This window comes from Peribacillus sp. S4 (genome assembly GCF_046715815.1).
Classification (GTDB): domain Bacteria; phylum Bacillota; class Bacilli; order Bacillales; family DSM-1321; genus Peribacillus; species Peribacillus frigoritolerans.
This window is the reverse complement of sequence record NZ_CP175708.1, coordinates 4,117,083-4,133,349: the sequence shown is the minus strand read 5'-3', so window position 1 is coordinate 4,133,349 and position 16,267 is coordinate 4,117,083. Positions and strand designations below refer to the sequence as shown.

General features: G+C 43.2%; 14 protein-coding genes and 1 other annotated feature. Of the genes, 7 read left to right on the top strand and 7 right to left on the bottom strand.

The window, feature by feature from the left end:
* The first annotated feature begins 123 nt into the window (after positions 1 to 123).
* From ytxJ to ccpA, 3 genes are all read left to right on the top strand, one after another.
* Complete coding sequence (ytxJ, locus tag ACJ9PY_RS19585; RefSeq protein ID WP_411738778.1) at positions 124 to 450, top strand: bacillithiol system redox-active protein YtxJ; 327 nt, start codon at positions 124 to 126, stop codon at positions 448 to 450.
* Between the two features lie 518 nt (positions 451 to 968).
* Complete coding sequence (locus tag ACJ9PY_RS19580) at positions 969 to 2,045, top strand: bifunctional 3-deoxy-7-phosphoheptulonate synthase/chorismate mutase (RefSeq protein ID WP_034309244.1); 1,077 nt, start codon at positions 969 to 971, stop codon at positions 2,043 to 2,045.
* Between the two features lie 381 nt (positions 2,046 to 2,426).
* Complete coding sequence (gene ccpA / locus ACJ9PY_RS19575) at positions 2,427 to 3,431, top strand: catabolite control protein A (RefSeq protein WP_048682265.1); 1,005 nt, start codon at positions 2,427 to 2,429, stop codon at positions 3,429 to 3,431.
* 89 nt (positions 3,432 to 3,520) lie between these two features.
* On the opposite strand, the gene ACJ9PY_RS19570 is transcribed toward ccpA, so the two are convergent.
* The 3 genes from ACJ9PY_RS19570 to ACJ9PY_RS19560 are packed head-to-tail and all read right to left on the bottom strand — an operon-like array spanning position 3,521 to position 6,004.
* Positions 3,521 to 4,702: an acetoin utilization protein AcuC gene (locus ACJ9PY_RS19570; RefSeq protein WP_411738777.1), complete on the bottom strand. Its 1,182-nt coding sequence runs from the start codon at positions 4,700 to 4,702 to the stop codon at positions 3,521 to 3,523.
* Positions 4,695 to 5,345 carry an acetoin utilization AcuB family protein gene (locus tag ACJ9PY_RS19565; protein WP_063575475.1) on the bottom strand — a complete coding sequence of 217 codons (651 nt, stop codon included), beginning with the start codon at positions 5,343 to 5,345 and terminating at the stop codon, positions 4,695 to 4,697. Before ACJ9PY_RS19565 ends, ACJ9PY_RS19570 begins: the two co-directional genes overlap by 8 nt.
* A gap of 26 nt (positions 5,346 to 5,371) precedes the next feature.
* A complete protein-coding gene (locus ACJ9PY_RS19560) occupies positions 5,372 to 6,004 on the bottom strand; it encodes a GNAT family N-acetyltransferase (RefSeq protein ID WP_411738776.1) in 633 nt (210 codons plus the stop codon).
* 323 nt (positions 6,005 to 6,327) lie between these two features.
* Between ACJ9PY_RS19560 and acsA the strand changes: the two genes are divergently transcribed.
* Complete coding sequence (gene acsA / locus ACJ9PY_RS19555) at positions 6,328 to 8,046, top strand: acetate--CoA ligase (protein WP_063577655.1); 1,719 nt, start codon at positions 6,328 to 6,330, stop codon at positions 8,044 to 8,046.
* Positions 8,047 to 8,175: 129 nt separating this feature from the next.
* Here acsA and ACJ9PY_RS19550 read toward each other — a convergent pair whose 3' ends face one another.
* The gene (locus ACJ9PY_RS19550; protein ID WP_411738775.1) at positions 8,176 to 11,175 is read right to left on the bottom strand and encodes a transglycosylase domain-containing protein; all 3,000 of its coding nucleotides are present in this window, start codon (positions 11,173 to 11,175) and stop codon (positions 8,176 to 8,178) included.
* Positions 11,176 to 11,323: 148 nt separating this feature from the next.
* Positions 11,324 to 11,540 (top strand) — a binding site (T-box leader).
* 66 nt (positions 11,541 to 11,606) lie between these two features.
* Here ACJ9PY_RS19550 and tyrS point away from each other — a divergent pair.
* On the top strand, positions 11,607 to 12,863 hold the full coding sequence (tyrS, locus tag ACJ9PY_RS19545) for a tyrosine--tRNA ligase (protein ID WP_034309231.1): 1,257 nt from the start codon (positions 11,607 to 11,609) through the stop codon (positions 12,861 to 12,863).
* Positions 12,864 to 12,960: 97 nt separating this feature from the next.
* Here tyrS and rpsD read toward each other — a convergent pair whose 3' ends face one another.
* Positions 12,961 to 13,563: a 30S ribosomal protein S4 gene (rpsD, locus tag ACJ9PY_RS19540; RefSeq protein WP_034309220.1), complete on the bottom strand. Its 603-nt coding sequence runs from the start codon at positions 13,561 to 13,563 to the stop codon at positions 12,961 to 12,963.
* A 283-nt stretch (positions 13,564 to 13,846) separates the two neighbouring features.
* On the opposite strand from rpsD, the gene ACJ9PY_RS19535 reads away from it, so the two are divergent.
* Positions 13,847 to 14,002, top strand: coding sequence for a hypothetical protein (locus ACJ9PY_RS19535; RefSeq protein WP_411738774.1), 156 nt, complete (start codon positions 13,847 to 13,849; stop codon positions 14,000 to 14,002).
* A gap of 3 nt (positions 14,003 to 14,005) precedes the next feature.
* Here ACJ9PY_RS19535 and ACJ9PY_RS19530 read toward each other — a convergent pair whose 3' ends face one another.
* Positions 14,006 to 14,485 (bottom strand): GAF domain-containing protein, encoded by a 480-nt coding sequence (locus tag ACJ9PY_RS19530; RefSeq protein ID WP_034309218.1) that lies wholly within the window; start codon positions 14,483 to 14,485, stop codon positions 14,006 to 14,008.
* Between the two features lie 154 nt (positions 14,486 to 14,639).
* Between ACJ9PY_RS19530 and refZ the strand changes: the two genes are divergently transcribed.
* A complete protein-coding gene (gene refZ / locus ACJ9PY_RS19525) occupies positions 14,640 to 15,284 on the top strand; it encodes a forespore capture DNA-binding protein RefZ (protein ID WP_034309217.1) in 645 nt (214 codons plus the stop codon).
* 14 nt (positions 15,285 to 15,298) lie between these two features.
* On the opposite strand, the gene hisJ is transcribed toward refZ, so the two are convergent.
* Positions 15,299 to 16,102, bottom strand: a complete 804-nt coding sequence (gene hisJ, locus ACJ9PY_RS19520; RefSeq protein ID WP_098864009.1) for a histidinol-phosphatase HisJ — start codon at positions 16,100 to 16,102, stop codon at positions 15,299 to 15,301.
* Positions 16,103 to 16,267 lie beyond the last annotated feature (165 nt).

The following is a 16,267-nucleotide window of genomic DNA, read 5'->3' as shown; positions in this document are numbered from 1 at the left end:
CTGGATTCCTTTAATGGGAATGAAGAGTCATTAAGGGACGAAGAATAAGGCGGTGAAGTGCTTCGATGGCTTCATCGCCTTTTTGATGGTAAAATTTATATGACAAGGAAAGGAGACTGCTATATGGTCATGAGCAAAATCGAAACAGAAGAACAATTCAATGAGCTTCTAAAAGAGGATACATTCCTGCTTTTCAAGCATAGCGTAACATGCCCTGTAAGTGCTGAAGCATTTGAACAATATGAGAGGTACATCTTAGGGAACGAACAGCTTAAAACGGCCTATTTGGCCGTCCAGGAAGCTCGTCCACTAACCAATTATGTGGCAGAAACTTTTGATGTCAAACATCAATCACCTCAGGCCATCCTTTTTAAAGGTGGAAAACCTGTCTGGAATGAATCTCATTGGCGGATTACATATGATTCATTGAGCAAGGCCATTACAGAATGAATGGAAGGCCGGATCCCTTTGGTAAGGGGTCCGGCCTTTTATTATTCCATTGATTGGCGGGCCTAAGGATGTTAATCCTGGGGAAACCTTTTCTAGGAAGGCCCTTCCGTAAAGACTCTTTAAACATTTCTCGGCTTCGGACGAGTGGCAGAAAATTTAAACTTTTCTATGTTCTTGTGAAAAATGATCAATTAAATGATAGCTTTCCTGTTCTATTTCCAATATAATTCCTACAACGGATTGTGTTTCAATATTCTGTGTAATCGTTTTTCTGGCATGAGCGGCACCTAGTTTTAAGTATTTATAACTTTAATGCTTAAAAGCGTTTAATTATTAAAGAAAAATATAGTGACATTTATGGACACTTCATTTATAATTGATTTAATCATACATGAAATATTCTAAATTTTTCATTGATAAAACAATCGGGGTGGATGTTCGAGGATCCGGATGGGATTTTTTTAGTTTGAATCCGCTGAACCGATTTCTATTTTAAAAAACGAAGGGATGGATTTGTAATGAGCAACAAAGAGCTTGATGGACTTCGTAATCAACTGGATGATGTGAACCTTCAGTTATTACATCTTATTAATCAACGTGCTGAACTTGTACAGGAAATTGGTCGCGTTAAAGAAAAACAAGGTGTAAACCGTTACGATCCGGTCCGTGAAAGAACAATGCTGGATCTTATCGAAGCCAATAATCAAGGACCGCTTGATCTTGGTTCGATTAAACATATTTTCAAAGAAATCTTTAAATTGGGCTTGGAGCTGCAAAAGGATGATCAGAAGAAGACGCTTCTTGTATCAAGAAAACAAAAAGCTGAAGACACGATCATCGACATCAAGGGTGAATTGGTAGGTAACGGGATCCCTAGCTTCGTTTTCGGACCATGTGCCGTTGAATCTTATGAGCAGACAGCTGCGGTGGCGGAAGTCATTAAAGCTAAAGGTTTGAAATTGATGCGCGGCGGTGCCTTTAAGCCACGTACATCTCCATATGACTTCCAAGGGCTTGGTTTGGAAGGTTTACAAATACTTAAACGCGTTGCTGATGAATACGGCTTGGCTGTCATCAGTGAAATCGTGAGTGCCAATGATATTGAAGCGGCGATCGATCATATCGATGTCATCCAAATCGGGGCGCGGAACATGCAGAATTTCGACTTGCTAAAAGCGGCAGGTGCAGTAAATAAACCAGTTCTGTTAAAACGCGGATTGGCTGCAACGATTGAAGAGTTCATTCATGCAGCGGAATACATCATGTCGCAGGGCAATGGAAACATCATCCTTTGTGAACGCGGTATCCGCACTTACGAAAAAGCAACAAGAAATACACTTGATATCTCTGCTGTACCGATCTTAAAACAAGAAACACATTTACCGGTCATGGTTGATGTAACGCATTCAACTGGACGTCGCGATCTATTGCTTCCTACGGCTAAAGCGGCTCTGGCAATCGGTGCTGACGGTGTTATGGCTGAAGTGCATCCGGATCCTTCCGTTGCCCTATCGGATTCTGCACAGCAAATGGACTTCAAACAATTTGATGAATTCTACGATGAAATTAAACGCTTGAACTGGGTAACTGTTTAAGCTAAGAATGTCTTGAATTGATCTACTTACGGCCCTTACCAACTTGGCAAGGGCTTTTTTTAATGGTAAAATACTAGTTTTTACAGAAAAACCTTCGAAATAAGCACTATTGGATTGCAGGAAAGATTCGACTATCGTATGATAAATAACAAGAATGAGAACTGTTCGGAAGATTGAGTCATACATAAAGTGATATCTATGTGAATTTTATACTTGAATAGGGTATTGAATATTTGACTGAGAAGAGAGTAGGACTGTTTTTTTGTTAGGCAGATCGTTCCTAAAATAATCTTCCTTATAGAGAAAAACGCATAAAAGATTTTTTTCCGAAATAATTCGGGTCTTTTATGGGGAAAATGAAAGAAATGGAGGAATGGATGAATGAATAATATAACCATTTATGATGTGGCACGTGAGGCGAATGTTTCCATGGCCACCGTTTCCCGCGTAGTTAACGGGAATCCAAATGTAAAGCCTGCAACAAGGAAGAAAGTTTCCGATGTGATTGAAAAGTTAGGGTACCGACCGAATGCAGTGGCAAGGGGACTTGCCTCAAAGAAAACGACTACTGTCGGGGTCATCATCCCGGATATCTCGAGCATCTTTTTTGCCGAATTGGCACGGGGCATAGAAGATATAGCGACCATGTATAAATACAATATCATTCTAAGCAGTTCTGATGAGAATATAGATAAGGAATTCCATTTGCTGAATACGATGCTTGGAAAACAAGTGGATGGCATCGTATTCATGGGCGGCAACATTTCTGATGAGCATGTCAAAGAGTTTACGAATTCACCGGTTCCGATCGTTCTGGCAGGTTCGGTAGATGAAAGCGGGCAAGTTCCATCTGTTAATATTGATTATGAGGCGGCGGCATTTGACGCAGTGACCTTCTTTGCTAATAAAGGCCACAAGCATATCGCTTTTGTAAGCGGAAACCCTTCCGCGCTGATTAATGAAATGAAACTGACTGGATATAAACGAGGATTGAAAGAAGCTGGTCTTTCATTTGATGAAAGGTATATTGTTGAAGGTGATTATACATATGATTCAGGAATTGAATCTTTTGAAAAGTACCTGGAAGTTGAAGACAGGCCGACGGCATTCATCGCCGGTGCTGATGAAATGGCGCTTGGTATTGTCCATGCCGCACAGGACAAAGGGTATAATGTGCCGGAAGACTTTGAAGTGATCAGCTTCGATAATACGAGATTGACATTGATGGTGCGTCCGCAAATCACGACGATCGTTCAACCTTTATATGATATTGGTGCGGTTGCGATGAGGCTTCTTACAAAGTTGATGAATAAAGAACAAGTGGAGGAAGGTCTTGAAAAGGTGATCCTGCCGCATCGGATTGAAAACCGTCAATCAACGAAATAAACTGGTTTGGAGAGTGTCCCGAGGGCACTCTCTTTTTGTTTCTCAAATGATGACCGAACAAAAAAGATCGTTTTTCAACGATCTTTTGGTTAACTTTGTTCATTGCTTTTCGATGTTTGCTTGGAAGACCTGATGGGATAAAGGACCTTTTCAAGCGTCAGGGCATTCTTCTCGGTAATTTCAGGCTTTCTCGGAATGGGTTCGTATATATCTTCCATGTCATCCCATTCAGCCGGTAGGGGAACAGGGGACTCAGGCTGCCAGCTATCGAGCCATTCCTTTGATAGGGGACCTGAAATATCATTATCCGTCATTTCAAGCCAGACCCTTGCCCATGCCCTCGGTACGACGCGCCATATATCATATCCGCCGCCTCCTACTGCAATCCACCGTCCTTCGCAATACTTATGGGCCATTTCATGGGCCAACTTTGGTATTTCCCTAAAAATCTTCATGGTGGCAGATAAATGGGTGAGCGGATCGTAATAATGGGAATCGGCTCCGTTTTGCGTTAATATGACATCCGGTTTGAAGTATTCAATGACTTCTTTAAAGGAAGCCTTATAGCATTCGAGCCAGGATTCATCTTCAGTGAACGCATCGACCGGGATGTTGAATGAATAGCCGTAGCCTTTTCCCTGGCCCCGCTCGTTAATCGTGCCGGTGCCGGGAAATAAATAGCGCCCCGTTTCATGAATGGATAAGGTGCATACATCGGGATCATCATAAAATGACCATTGGACTCCGTCACCATGATGTGCATCGGTATCGACATACAAGACACGCGCACCATATTTCTTTTGCAGGTATTTAATTGCGACCGAACTATCATTGTAAATGCAAAAGCCCGAGGCTTTCCCGCGGAAACCGTGATGCAGGCCACCGCCAAGATTAAGTGCGTGCAGGGACTGACCGGTCATGACGGCATCCACAGCCGTCAAGGTACCGCCTACAAGCAAGGCGCTTGCTTCGTGCATATTGGGGAAGATAGGGGTATCCTCTGTTCCCAGTCCATAATTTACTGCCTTTTCAGGGGGGAGCTTTCCCTGGCCCGCTAATCTGACAGCGTTTACATAATGGTGATCATGGATCAGTTCCAATTCTGCATCTGTAGCCATTCTGGGCTTGATAATTTGATCATCATTGATGGCATGGTGTTTTTTTAATAAATCAAGCGTGAGTTTAAGGCGTTTTTGATTGAATGGATGCTCATCGTTGAATTTGTAGGTAAGGAGTTCATCCGAATAGACGAAAAGGGGTGTATCATTCATGTGAAATCCCCGGTAGACTAGGCCATAAAACGGTATAGCCTTCTTTCTTCAAATCCTCCACCACCATAAATGGATTCATCGTCTGTACACGAATTACAAGAATTTTATAATCGGTTCCATTTTTTTCAGGATAAACAAGGGTGCTCAGGATATTCGTATTGCGCCTTTTGAAAATATGGGCAATATCATGAAGGGAACCTGCTTTATCCGGGATTCTGATTTCGATTTGGGAACCGGGCTGATTGACTCCTGTCAACTCAACGTATGAATGAAGTAAATCAGTACCGGTTATGATGCCCACTAACTTCCTGCCCTTTACGATTGGAAGGCAGCTGATATTGTTATCACAAAAAACAGCCCCGATTTCTTCCACGAAATCAAGCGGGTGCCCTGTGATTATTTCCGTTTTCATGATGCTTGATAATGGTTTTTGTAAATCATTTTTGTATTCTTCGGTACGGAAAATAGAAGGGGCAGCATCCCGAATATCACGGTCGCTGACTAATCCCACAAGTTGAAAGCTGTCATCGACAATGGGTATATGGCGAATTCGTTTCTCCCTAATGATCAAGACAGCGCTATGGATGGTATCCGTTGGAGTGAGGGTGATGATATCCTCATTCATTATTGTTTCAACAATCATTTTCCTTCCTCCTCTTCCTCTCCTCTTTAATACATAAACCGATTCATAAAACGCAATTGGTCGAACTTCTGGATGGATTCCGACGGGACTCTTTTGCCAATTCGGGCCATCAGGCAGTTGGCCGGGTGGGAACTGATTTCAGGATCATCTGTTGCAAAGTAGACCAAGCCACCCGCACTCATCATTTTTTCCATGACCTTGCGATAGTCCCAAATATTCAGCCCTGTCCCTTTCAAATCCCAATGCCAATAGTATTCAGTGGTGATGATGATGAAGTCTTCAACTGAATCGTCTTCCATTGAAAGGCGGATCAGGTTCTTCCCGACCGAGGCACCCCGGTATTTAGGGATGACCTCGATTGCACCAAGCTCAATCAGGTCCTCCATCTCGATTTCCGACCAGCGCTCCAAGGGATCGGGATATAAGTAAGTTACATACCCCACGATTGTTTCATTTTCACGGGCGATGAAGATCCTGCCCTCAGGCAAGTCTGCTATCTCTATTAACGCTTTATGCTGCAAAGCAGGGGGGCGAAAGGCGACCAAGTCTTCATGAAACTCATAAGCGGACATTTTTTCTCCGCTTAACGGTCCCTCGATGATGAGCGTTCCGCTTAATGTCTGCAGTTCCTTAGTGTAAAAGGTCTTACTATATTCCATTCTTTCACCACCCTTGTTATATAGTAATCTTACACTCTCGCATTCCGAAGCATCGCTTTTAAACCGAATGGAAAGCTTACATAAATTATACATGAAAACAAGGGACATAATTCAGAAAGTTCAAGGCGCTTTTGTTACAGTGCTCCTTCTTTCCCGGCTATCATATGGATGCACCTTGACCATGACCATATACCAGTAACTTTCAACATTCACCAAGAAGGGATTTCCCTAATATGGAAGCGCCCAATATTTTAAAAATTGAGATAATTCGATTCTTATACTATAATAAAAATATAGAGCCGAATGAAGGGGGAGTTTGTCGTATGAATGTGAAAGCGTTACCAGTAGTGGAAGGTAATTTTAATTTAAAGAATTATGATGAAAAATACAATAAGTTTGACTGGTCTGAGACGGAAAAGGAATTCTCCTGGTCTGAAACCGGTAAAGTGAATCTTGCGTATGAAGCCATTGACCGCCATGTCGAAACATACAAAAAGAATAAAGTGGCCCTTTATTACAAAGACGATAAAAGAAATGAAAAGTATACATTCAAGGAAATGAAAGATTATACGAACCAAGCGGCCAATGTATTCAAGAACATTGCCAATGTGGAAAAAGGTGATCGTGTTTTCATTTTCATGCCTCGCTCCCCGGAGCTGTATTTTGCATTGTTGGGTGCGATTAAAACGGGGGCGGTCGTAGGGCCGTTGTTCGAAGCCTTCATGGAAGGCGCCATAAGGGATCGTCTTGAAGATAGTGAGGCAAGTGTGATTGTGACGACACCTGAACTTTTGCCGCGCGTGCCAGTGGATGAATTACCCCATTTGAAGCATATTTTCCTGGTGGGGGAAAATATAAAAGAAGAAGGAAAGTACCATCACTTCAATAAGAAATTAAAAGAAGCCGACAAAAAATTCGACATTGAATGGGTCGATCGGAATGACGGTCTGATTCTTCACTATACCTCCGGTTCCACAGGAAAACCAAAAGGGGTGCTTCATGTTCATAATGCGATGATCCAGCATTATCAAACGGCAAGATGGGTCCTTGATTTGCAGGATGAGGATGTGTATTGGTGCACAGCGGATCCTGGTTGGGTGACAGGGACGTCTTACGGGATTTTTGGACCTTGGCTGACAGGGACCTCGAATGTCATTGTAGGCGGGCGTTTCAAGCCTGAATCCTGGTACAAGACCTTGGAGGACTTTGGTGTCACGGTATGGTATAGTGCACCGACTGCCTTCAGGATGCTGATGGGCGCGGGTGACGAGATCGTTAAGCGGTTCGATTTAAGCAATCTCCGACATATTTTAAGTGTCGGTGAACCGTTGAACCCGGAAGTGGTGCGCTGGGGAATGAAGGTATTCAATCACCGGATCCATGATACATGGTGGATGACGGAGACCGGGGCTCAGGTCATCTGCAATTATCCTTGCCTGGAAATCAAACCGGGTTCGATGGGTAAACCGATTCCTGGCGTGAAAGCGGCAATAGTGGATGATCAAGGCAACGAGCTTCCGCCGCATAGAATGGGGAACCTTGCCATCAAGAAAGGCTGGCCTTCGATGATGAAGACCGTCTGGAAGAATGAAGCGAAATATGAATCTTACTTTATGCCAGGTGATTGGTATGTTTCCGGAGATTCCGCATACATGGATGAAGATGGTTATTTCTGGTTCCAAGGCCGTGTTGATGATGTCATCATGACGGCAGGGGAGAGGGTCGGACCTTTCGAAGTGGAAAGCAAGTTGGTCGAGCATCCAGCTGTAGCTGAAGCGGGGGTCATCGGTAAGCCGGATCCGGTCCGGGGGGAGATTATCAAAGCGTTTATCGCCCTTCGTGACGGATACGATGCGAACGATGAGTTGATTGAGGATATTCGTACATTTGTGAAGCATGGTTTAGCAGCACATGCAGCACCTCGTGAAATTGAATTCAGGGATAAACTTCCTAAAACAAGAAGCGGTAAAATCATGCGCCGTGTCTTGAAAGCTTGGGAACTTGATTTGCCAACCGGTGATTTATCATCGATGGAGGATTGAGAAACTGAGTCATACTGATCATTGAAAATGAAAAAGGCATCCATTGTCACTTTCATGGATGCCTTTTGGGGAGATTATAAGGAAACAGGCTGTCGGGGTTACCCGACAGCCTATTTTAGTTCAAGAGTGTCATTCTTCCTCATCTTCCGCTTTATCCGTTTCTTGCTCTTGATCATTGACTGTGCCTTGATCTTTGTCGTTCCCTTGAATTTCTTTATCTGTATTCTCTTTGTTTTGATCTTTGTCTTGAACTGGATCTTTTTCTTTATCCGTTTCCGTTTCTTTTTCTGGTTGTATATCTTTTTCCGGTTGTTTATCTGTATTTTTGTCTGGACCGTTCTCTTGTTTTGAGTCTGTTTTTTTAACTTCGTTAACTATTTTATCTTTTCCGCGATCATCTTTATTTTTCGTGGAATCCTCTTTGGAACTTGTCTTTTTAGCGCCGCTTTCAACATGTTGGGAAGGGGCTGATTCTTTACCGACAATGTCGACGGCCGTTACGTAATAAGATCCGCCAGAGCCGACTTTGTAAACAAGATTCTCCCCAGCATTGATGCTCGCCACTTTTTTGCCGTCTTTATAGACACGATAACCGACGACATCTCCTTCATGATGCAAGCCCCATGTAATCTTACCGTTGCTTATGGTTATGGAGAGGGGATCAGGCGCTTTGCCATTATCATTCAACTTCGCTTTCGTCCCGACGACACCACCTGATTTTTCGCTTCCAGGAATCACGGAACCCGGGTCATCCACATATTTCAATCCGATGTCTCCAAATGACTCCGGATTCAGCATGAACCCGCCACTTGTGAATTCGCCAGGTGTTTGCGGAAGGGCCGCGTATCGTTTGCTGCCGACTGATACATATTGTCCATCTATGAAACTATTATCCGCCCTTGATGGAGCATATTTGGCGATGAATAAATCCGATTTGACAAGTCCTGCCTTTTGACACGAACTTGACGGAAGCAGTCCTGAAACGCCACAGAAGGAACGGCTGACGATCCCGCCCGGCATTTCAAAGCGCTTATCGGGGTCGACGAGTTTCGGTTCGACCTTGTATGCGGCATTGATCAAATCTGCCCAATAATACATATTACGTTTATTATATTCTAGACCATTATACGTTCCTTGCAAGGATTTAGGTGTGTCATAACCCAACCATGTTCCGAATGATACATTAGGGTTGGTGGCGACGAACCAAGCGTCCTGATAGTTTTGTGAAGTCCCGGTTTTACCAGCCCAATCACTTGAGAAAGCAAGGCGGTTCCTGACCGAAGCGGCCGTCCCGCTGTTTACGACATCACGCATCATATCAAGCGTCAAGTAAGCGGCTTGTGGTGAAAAAACATTCACTGGTTTCGCTTTATGTTCATAGATGACCTCGCCATCTTTCGATACGATTTTATCAATCATATAGGCATCTATGAAGTCTCCTGAATTGGCAAATGTGCCGAACGCATTGACGTTTTCTTCAACGGTTACACCATTTGTCATCGCTCCTAGTGACATGGCAGGATTAGAGTAATCCCCTTCTGTTAAGGTTGAAAATCCCATTTTTTCCAAATAGGAAGCCGGCCTGTTGTTGATTATTTTCATGTAAAAGAGCGCTGCCGGGATATTATAGGAATTCTTCAGTGCCTCACGCGCTGTCGTTACTCCCGTATAGCTTCCGCCGCCATAGTTTCCTGGACGCCACATTTTTCCTGCTGGAATGGATATGGGTACGTTGGCCGATACGCTTCCAGGTGAGATCTTTCCTAACTCGATTCCCGGGCCATATACGAGCAGCGGCTTCATCGTTGATCCGTTCGATCGCAGTGATGCGGTTGCATGGTTCGTCTGTTCCCGCTTGAAATCACGGCCACCTACGAAACTGATGATTTTTCCTGTTTTATTTTCGATTAGAATGGCCCCGGCTTCAACGGGCTCACCCGCTTTATCGTATCCGTAATTCGGATAGTTTTTCGTTACTTCCTGCATTTTGTCATAAATCTTTTTATTGACTGTCGTATATACCTTATAGCCATTTTGCCGCAGCTTACGGTCGGCAAGTGCTAGATATTGAGCTTTTAAATCATCATTCTCTAAATCTTTCTCTTCATATCCATCTTCTTTTGCCAGACTGACAGAGAGGATTTTAATGGAGCGTTTTTCGATTTCATTGGTGAGCCATGGATATTTCTCGGATGGCATCTCCGTTTTACCGATAAAGTCTTTTGTTATGTCGTATGTTCTCGCTTTATCATATTCTTCTTTTGTTATGTATCCGTTACTATACATCCGCTTTAAAACGGTTTTCATCCGGTTGATGCCGGGTTCTTGATTTTCTTTCAGTTTTCCTTGCTGAGTATATGGTGTATAACCGAAAGGGCTTTGCGGCAATCCAGCAATAAAAGCGGATTGGGGCAGAGTCAGATCTTTGGCCTCCACGCCAAAAATACCTTCAGCAGCCGACTCGACTCCAGCGATGTTCCGACCGGAAGAATTTCGACCCAACGTGGAGACGTTTAGGTAGGTTTCCAAAATCTCTTCCTTTTCAAAGAACTTTTCGACCCGGAGCGCAAGAAGGATTTCTTTTGCCTTCCGGTCAAATGATACTTCGTTGGTCAGGATCTGGTTTTTAATGAGCTGCTGTGTTAATGTACTTCCTCCCGATTGGACGGTTGCATTCGAAAATTCCTGGTAAATCGCACGCAGGATGGCTTTCGGGACAACCCCGTCATGCTCATAAAAATACTCATCTTCTGTAGCGATGACTGCATTTTTAAGATGCTTGGAAACTTTATCGATGGACACTTCCTCACGCTCAAGGTCACTCTTAAGCTTGCCCAAGTATACTTCATCTGCAAAGTATACTTCAGAGGTCTCTTCATAATTGTAAATGTCTTTTTTCAAATCTTCTTTTGAGCGTACTGGCTCATCATTGACGAGGGCAGCGAAATAGCCGGCTCCGACGCCGCCGGCGAATGAGAATCCTAGGATCCCGACAATAATGAGGATCAGTGTTAAATTCCAAATGACTTGGTATGTAACCCGCGCGTTCTTATGTGTTTTTTCACTTTGGAAAAAACGGGTCAGCTGCTTCCAGACTGTTTGAAATCTATCTTTTTGATTATTATTCATCGTATCATACCCCCTGAAATCACATATATTATAGCATACAACCGGTAGGGGAAAGGGCATCTTTCTTATTTTTCTATAATCTGTAGGGTGAAGTTGACAAGGATTCTTATGTATGATAAAAGTTTATTAACAACAATAAAATGATTAAATGATCGCGATGATAGGACCCAGTAGTCAGACTATCCCTGTTTCAGAGAGCCGGTGGTTAGTGGAAATCGGTACAAATGGTATGATGAATTACTTCCTGGAGCATTTGCTGTGAAATGATTAGTAGCAGGAAACGGCTGACGACCGTTATTCGTCTTGAGCGGAGGGCGTATTATGTCCTCAAGTTGGGTGGTACCGCGAATTCATTCGTCCCTTCATATTTATGAAGGGGCGTTTTTGTGTGCTTTTTGCGGGTTTTTTCTAAGATGGAGGAGGAATATTTAATGGAATTGCTTAAAGACCTCGAGTGGAGAGGAATTATTTATCAACAAACGGATGAAGAAGGTTTTAAGAACCTTTTGGAAAAAGAGAAAATTTCTTTATACTGTGGTGTCGATCCAACTGCGGATAGCATGCACATCGGTCATCTATTGCCATTCTTGACATTGCGCCGTTTCCAGCAGCACGGTCATCGTCCCCTTGTGCTGGTAGGCGGTGCGACAGGACTCATCGGTGATCCTAGCGGTAAAAAAGAGGAACGTCAGCTGCAAACGCTGGAAAAAGTGCTTTATAATGCAGACTGCATAAAAGGGCAGCTATCCCACATCTTTGAATTCGACGGTGAAAATGGTGCGGTCATGGTCAATAACTATGACTGGATAGGCAAAATCGATATGGTTACGTTCCTGCGTGATTACGGGAAATACATCGGCATTAACTACATGCTGGCAAAAGATACAGTTGCTTCCCGCTTGGATACGGGAATTTCCTTCACTGAATTTGCGTACACGATTTTACAAGGAATTGATTTCGGTCATTTATACAGCAATTACGACTGTAAATTGCAAATAGGCGGCAGTGATCAATGGGGCAACATTACGACCGGCCTTGAAATGATCAGGAAATCCAATGATGAGAATGCCAAAGCATTCGGTATGACGATCCCGCTCGTAACGAAAGCGGATGGAACGAAATTCGGTAAAACGGAAGGCGGAGCGATATGGCTTGACCCGGAAAAAACGACTCCTTATGAATTTTACCAATTCTGGATCAATACAGCAGATGCAGATGTCGTGAAATACCTTAAATTCTTCACATTCCTATCTCGTGAGGTGATTGAAGAGTTAGAGCAATCCGTACAAAACGAACCGCATTTGCGTAAAGCGCAAAAAGCTTTAGGGGAAGAAATGACCCGTTTGATTCATGGTCAGGAAGCTCTTGACCAAGCGATCAAAATCTCTGCCGCCCTATTCAGCGGTGAGGTGAAGAATTTAAGTGCAGCGGAAATCAAATTGGGCTTTAAAGATGTCCCTAGCTTCGAACGTGAAAGCAAGGAAGATATCGGTTTGGTCGATTTAATCGTTGAAGCGAAAATTTCGCCATCAAAGCGTCAAGCCCGTGAAGATATTCAGAACGGGGCAATCTCCATAAATGGGGAGAAAGTGACCGATCTGCAATATGTAGTGACGGAAGCTGCCAAGATTGAAGGGGAGTTCATCCTCGTTCGTCGCGGCAAGAAGAAATACACATTAGTGAAATGATTGTCCAAAGCCCGGCTGAATCCCAGCCGGGCTTTGTTCTGCAAAGGTGTTTAGGCGCAAAAAAAAAACCCATCCAAGGATGGGTTTTTTGAAGTTATTAACGAGAGTAGAACTCAACGATAAGAGCTTCGTTAATTTCAGCAGGCAATTCAGAACGTTCTGGTAAACGAGTGAAAGTACCTTCTAATTTCTCAGCATCGAAAGTAAGGAAATCAGGAACGAAGTTAGTTGCTTCAACTGATTCTTTGATGATTGAGAAGTTGCGTGATTTTTCACGAACTGAGATTGTTTGTCCAAGAGACACTTTGTAAGATGGAATGTCTACGCGGCTTCCGTCTACAGTGATGTGACCGTGGTTAACAAGTTGACGTGCTTGACGACGTGTACGAGCTAAACCAAGACGGTAAACTAGGTTGTCAAGACGTGATTCAAGAAGAATCATGAAGTTTTCACCATGTACACCTTTAAGTTTGCCAGCGCGGTCGAACATTGTGCGGAATTGACGCTCAGTGATTCCGTACATGTGACGAAGTTTTTGTTTCTCTTGTAGTTGCATTCCGTATTCAGAAATTTTTCTACGTTGGTTAGGACCATGTTGTCCTGGAGCATAAGGGCGTTTTTCTAATTCTTTACCAGTACCTGTTAGGGAAATTCCTAAACGACGGGATAGTTTCCAGCTTGGGCCAGTATAACGAGCCATAGGATGACTCCTCCTTTAAATGTTTTTATTTTGGTAAAATAAAAACCGTGTGAATGTACGATCATGACCATTTTGTTTTCATGTACCTTCGCCCTAGCAGCAGAGGGTTACGAGATACACCTCTGGATTGAGGAACAAAATGAGAACATAAAGGCTATCACATAGGCTGCAATATTTTACACAAAGAGTATTGTATAATATTCTGCTCAATGAGTCAAGGACAGTTGTGATAATTATAGAATAGAGAATGGCGGCAGGAAAAATACAATTTTATCATGAGATAATGAATACAACAATTATGGATGGTTTCCGGGATTACTTGGAAGCCCTTGCCAAAAGGGCCGGTGGGAAGTTATATATTGAGAAGGGTTCAGGAAAGGGTTTTTACCTGGGTACTGAAATGGAAAAGGGAGCAGGCATGGGTTGCCGCTCCCTTTAATTTTTATAGATGATTGGAAAGGATCTCAGCGAACTTCTCTAGTCCTTGCTGATCCATTTCGTCAAAACGGTCCGTTATCGGGCTGTCGATATCGAGGACACCAAGTAATTTGCCATCCTTCATGAGCGGGATGACAATTTCAGATCTTGATGCCGCATCGCAGGCGATATGTCCAGGGAATTGGTGGACATCCTCAATGCGCAGGGTTTTTTCAGTTGCCGCTGAAGTCCCGCATACGCCCTTGCCCATTGGAATGCGGACACAGGCCGGAAGCCCCTGGAAGGGTCCCAGAATTAATTGGTCTTCTTCATATAAATAAAAGCCAACCCAGTTAATCTCATCGAGAAACTGATTAAGTAAAGCTGCCGCATTGCTTAAATTGGCTATCCTGTTCGTTTCATCTTCGATTAAGGCAAGTAGTTGTTTTTGGACAAGTTCATAGTTTTTTTCTTTTTTTCCTTGATACATTTCGACATTAAACAAAAGCGTTCACCTGTCTTCCTCATATTTTTACAGCACTTTCTAATCATGATGCTCCATTGTTGGGAAATTGTCGAGAACTTACTAAAGGATTCAGGCTCTTTCGTGAAGAAGTAGTCCATAAGACTTGTCTCAAAGAAAGCGAGGGATTGCCTGAATGAATCGCCAGACGCCAACGAAACAAGCCATTGTGGATGCTGCATTGCATCTATTTCATTTAAAAGGCTATCATGCTACATCCATACGGGATATTGCGAATAAAGCGAAAGTGAACGCTGCCAATATTGCCTACTATTTCAAGAATAAGCAGGGGTTGCTGGAATTCTGTTTCACTTCCTATTTAGAAGAATATATCCTGGTCCTTGAGACGAACATGACGCTGCTTGAACTTAAAGGCCCGCAGCATTGCTTGATGAACCTTGTAAAGGATATTCTCGCTTTCCAGAGGGAAAACTTCCTTGCTGCAAGGTTCATATATGGGGAATCTTCACTCGATTCCAATTTAAACCGTGAAATTCATTCGACTTATTTTACAAAGGAAAAGTCTTATTTTCAATATATATTGGAACAAGGAATCAAGAGCAGGAGTTTCCAGCAGGTCTCCGTTCCCATGTATATGCTGCAGTTGAAGGGATTATTGACGGCCCCTGTCCTGCATACCCATTATGCGATGGATGTGCTTCATGTATTCCCGCAGGAAGCGTATTACACGAATATTTATGCCAATGAAGTCGGGCGTTTTCTGCAAGATACCCTTTTCATTGCCGAAGACCTGCAGCCGCTGTTAGCTGGCCGGGGCTGAGGTGTAAACATGAGTTACCCATTATACCCTGCAATCAGTGCCTGATGGCCCTGACCCAAATCTTTAGCCTGATGGGCATCGGAACCATAAATGAGCGGAATGCCGAGTTCTAAAGCACGCTTTGCAAATCGTTCAGGAGGGTAGGGTTCACCGCATAGCGGCTTTACAAGCCCAGCTCCATTATAATCCAGTTCATACCTTTGATCCTTGATCATTTCGAGAACCTTGTAAACCCGCTCGTCAAAACTTGCTGCCGGTGGATATCGATGCTGGAATTTATGGACAAGCGTAATGTGCCCGATCCGTTTTGGTTTATAAATGCCTAAATCAGTTTCTATTGATTTTTCCAGTGTATCGTAATATTTGGCATAAACCGATTCCACTGATCCTAGTTCATTGGCAATCTCAGCAAACCCATTTTCGCTGAAATCGATGCAATGCCAGCTGTTTTGATGCTTGATGAAGTGAACGGAAAGTATACTATCATCAAGGAATTCTCCGATTTCGTCGAGGAATTCTTTTGTTTCTTTTTCATACCCCTCTATAAAGTCAACCTCCAGACCTGTTTTGATCAGGATTTTGTCTTTATGGCGTTCTTTCAGTACGCGGAGCTCTTGAAAGTAATCCAGGAGCAGGGCAGCGTCCATCCCGCTGTCTTTTTCAGGCGTAGGATCTTGAAAATTTCGTGGCAATGGAGCATGTTCCGTAAATGTGATTTCCTTTAATCCTAGCTCGATTCCCCGCGTAATATATTCATCGAATTTATCCGTAGAGCCGTGAGGGCAAAACGGAGTGTGCACATGACCGTCAGCTTTCATGGTCCTTCCCTCCCAAAAAACAGGTATTTGTAGCAATTTTCTACAAAAAAATCATTTTTCTCGTCAAAAATTATTGCTAACATGGTATCATAAAAGCATTAAATTTAACATTTTTACAATTCATATATAAATAGCAAGACTGTAAGGACTAGAACAGGGGGCTTA

What these genes read in the sequence shown, in the direction of transcription:
- ytxJ (WP_411738778.1), top strand. Translation starts at nt 124, where the DNA reads ATGGTCATGAGCAAAATCGAAACAGAAGAACAATTCAATGAGCTTCTA.
- ACJ9PY_RS19580 (WP_034309244.1), top strand. Translation starts at nt 969, where the DNA reads ATGAGCAACAAAGAGCTTGATGGACTTCGTAATCAACTGGATGATGTG.
- ccpA (WP_048682265.1), top strand. Translation starts at nt 2,427, where the DNA reads ATGAATAATATAACCATTTATGATGTGGCACGTGAGGCGAATGTTTCC.
- ACJ9PY_RS19570 (WP_411738777.1), bottom strand. Translation starts at nt 4,702, where the DNA reads ATGAATGATACACCCCTTTTCGTCTATTCGGATGAACTCCTTACCTAC.
- ACJ9PY_RS19565 (WP_063575475.1), bottom strand. Translation starts at nt 5,345, where the DNA reads ATGATTGTTGAAACAATAATGAATGAGGATATCATCACCCTCACTCCA.
- ACJ9PY_RS19560 (WP_411738776.1), bottom strand. Translation starts at nt 6,004, where the DNA reads ATGGAATATAGTAAGACCTTTTACACTAAGGAACTGCAGACATTAAGC.
- acsA (WP_063577655.1), top strand. Translation starts at nt 6,328, where the DNA reads ATGAATGTGAAAGCGTTACCAGTAGTGGAAGGTAATTTTAATTTAAAG.
- ACJ9PY_RS19550 (WP_411738775.1), bottom strand. Translation starts at nt 11,175, where the DNA reads ATGAATAATAATCAAAAAGATAGATTTCAAACAGTCTGGAAGCAGCTG.
- tyrS (WP_034309231.1), top strand. Translation starts at nt 11,607, where the DNA reads ATGGAATTGCTTAAAGACCTCGAGTGGAGAGGAATTATTTATCAACAA.
- rpsD (WP_034309220.1), bottom strand. Translation starts at nt 13,563, where the DNA reads ATGGCTCGTTATACTGGCCCAAGCTGGAAACTATCCCGTCGTTTAGGA.
- ACJ9PY_RS19535 (WP_411738774.1), top strand. Translation starts at nt 13,847, where the DNA reads ATGAATACAACAATTATGGATGGTTTCCGGGATTACTTGGAAGCCCTT.
- refZ (WP_034309217.1), top strand. Translation starts at nt 14,640, where the DNA reads ATGAATCGCCAGACGCCAACGAAACAAGCCATTGTGGATGCTGCATTG.
- hisJ (WP_098864009.1), bottom strand. Translation starts at nt 16,102, where the DNA reads ATGAAAGCTGACGGTCATGTGCACACTCCGTTTTGCCCTCACGGCTCT.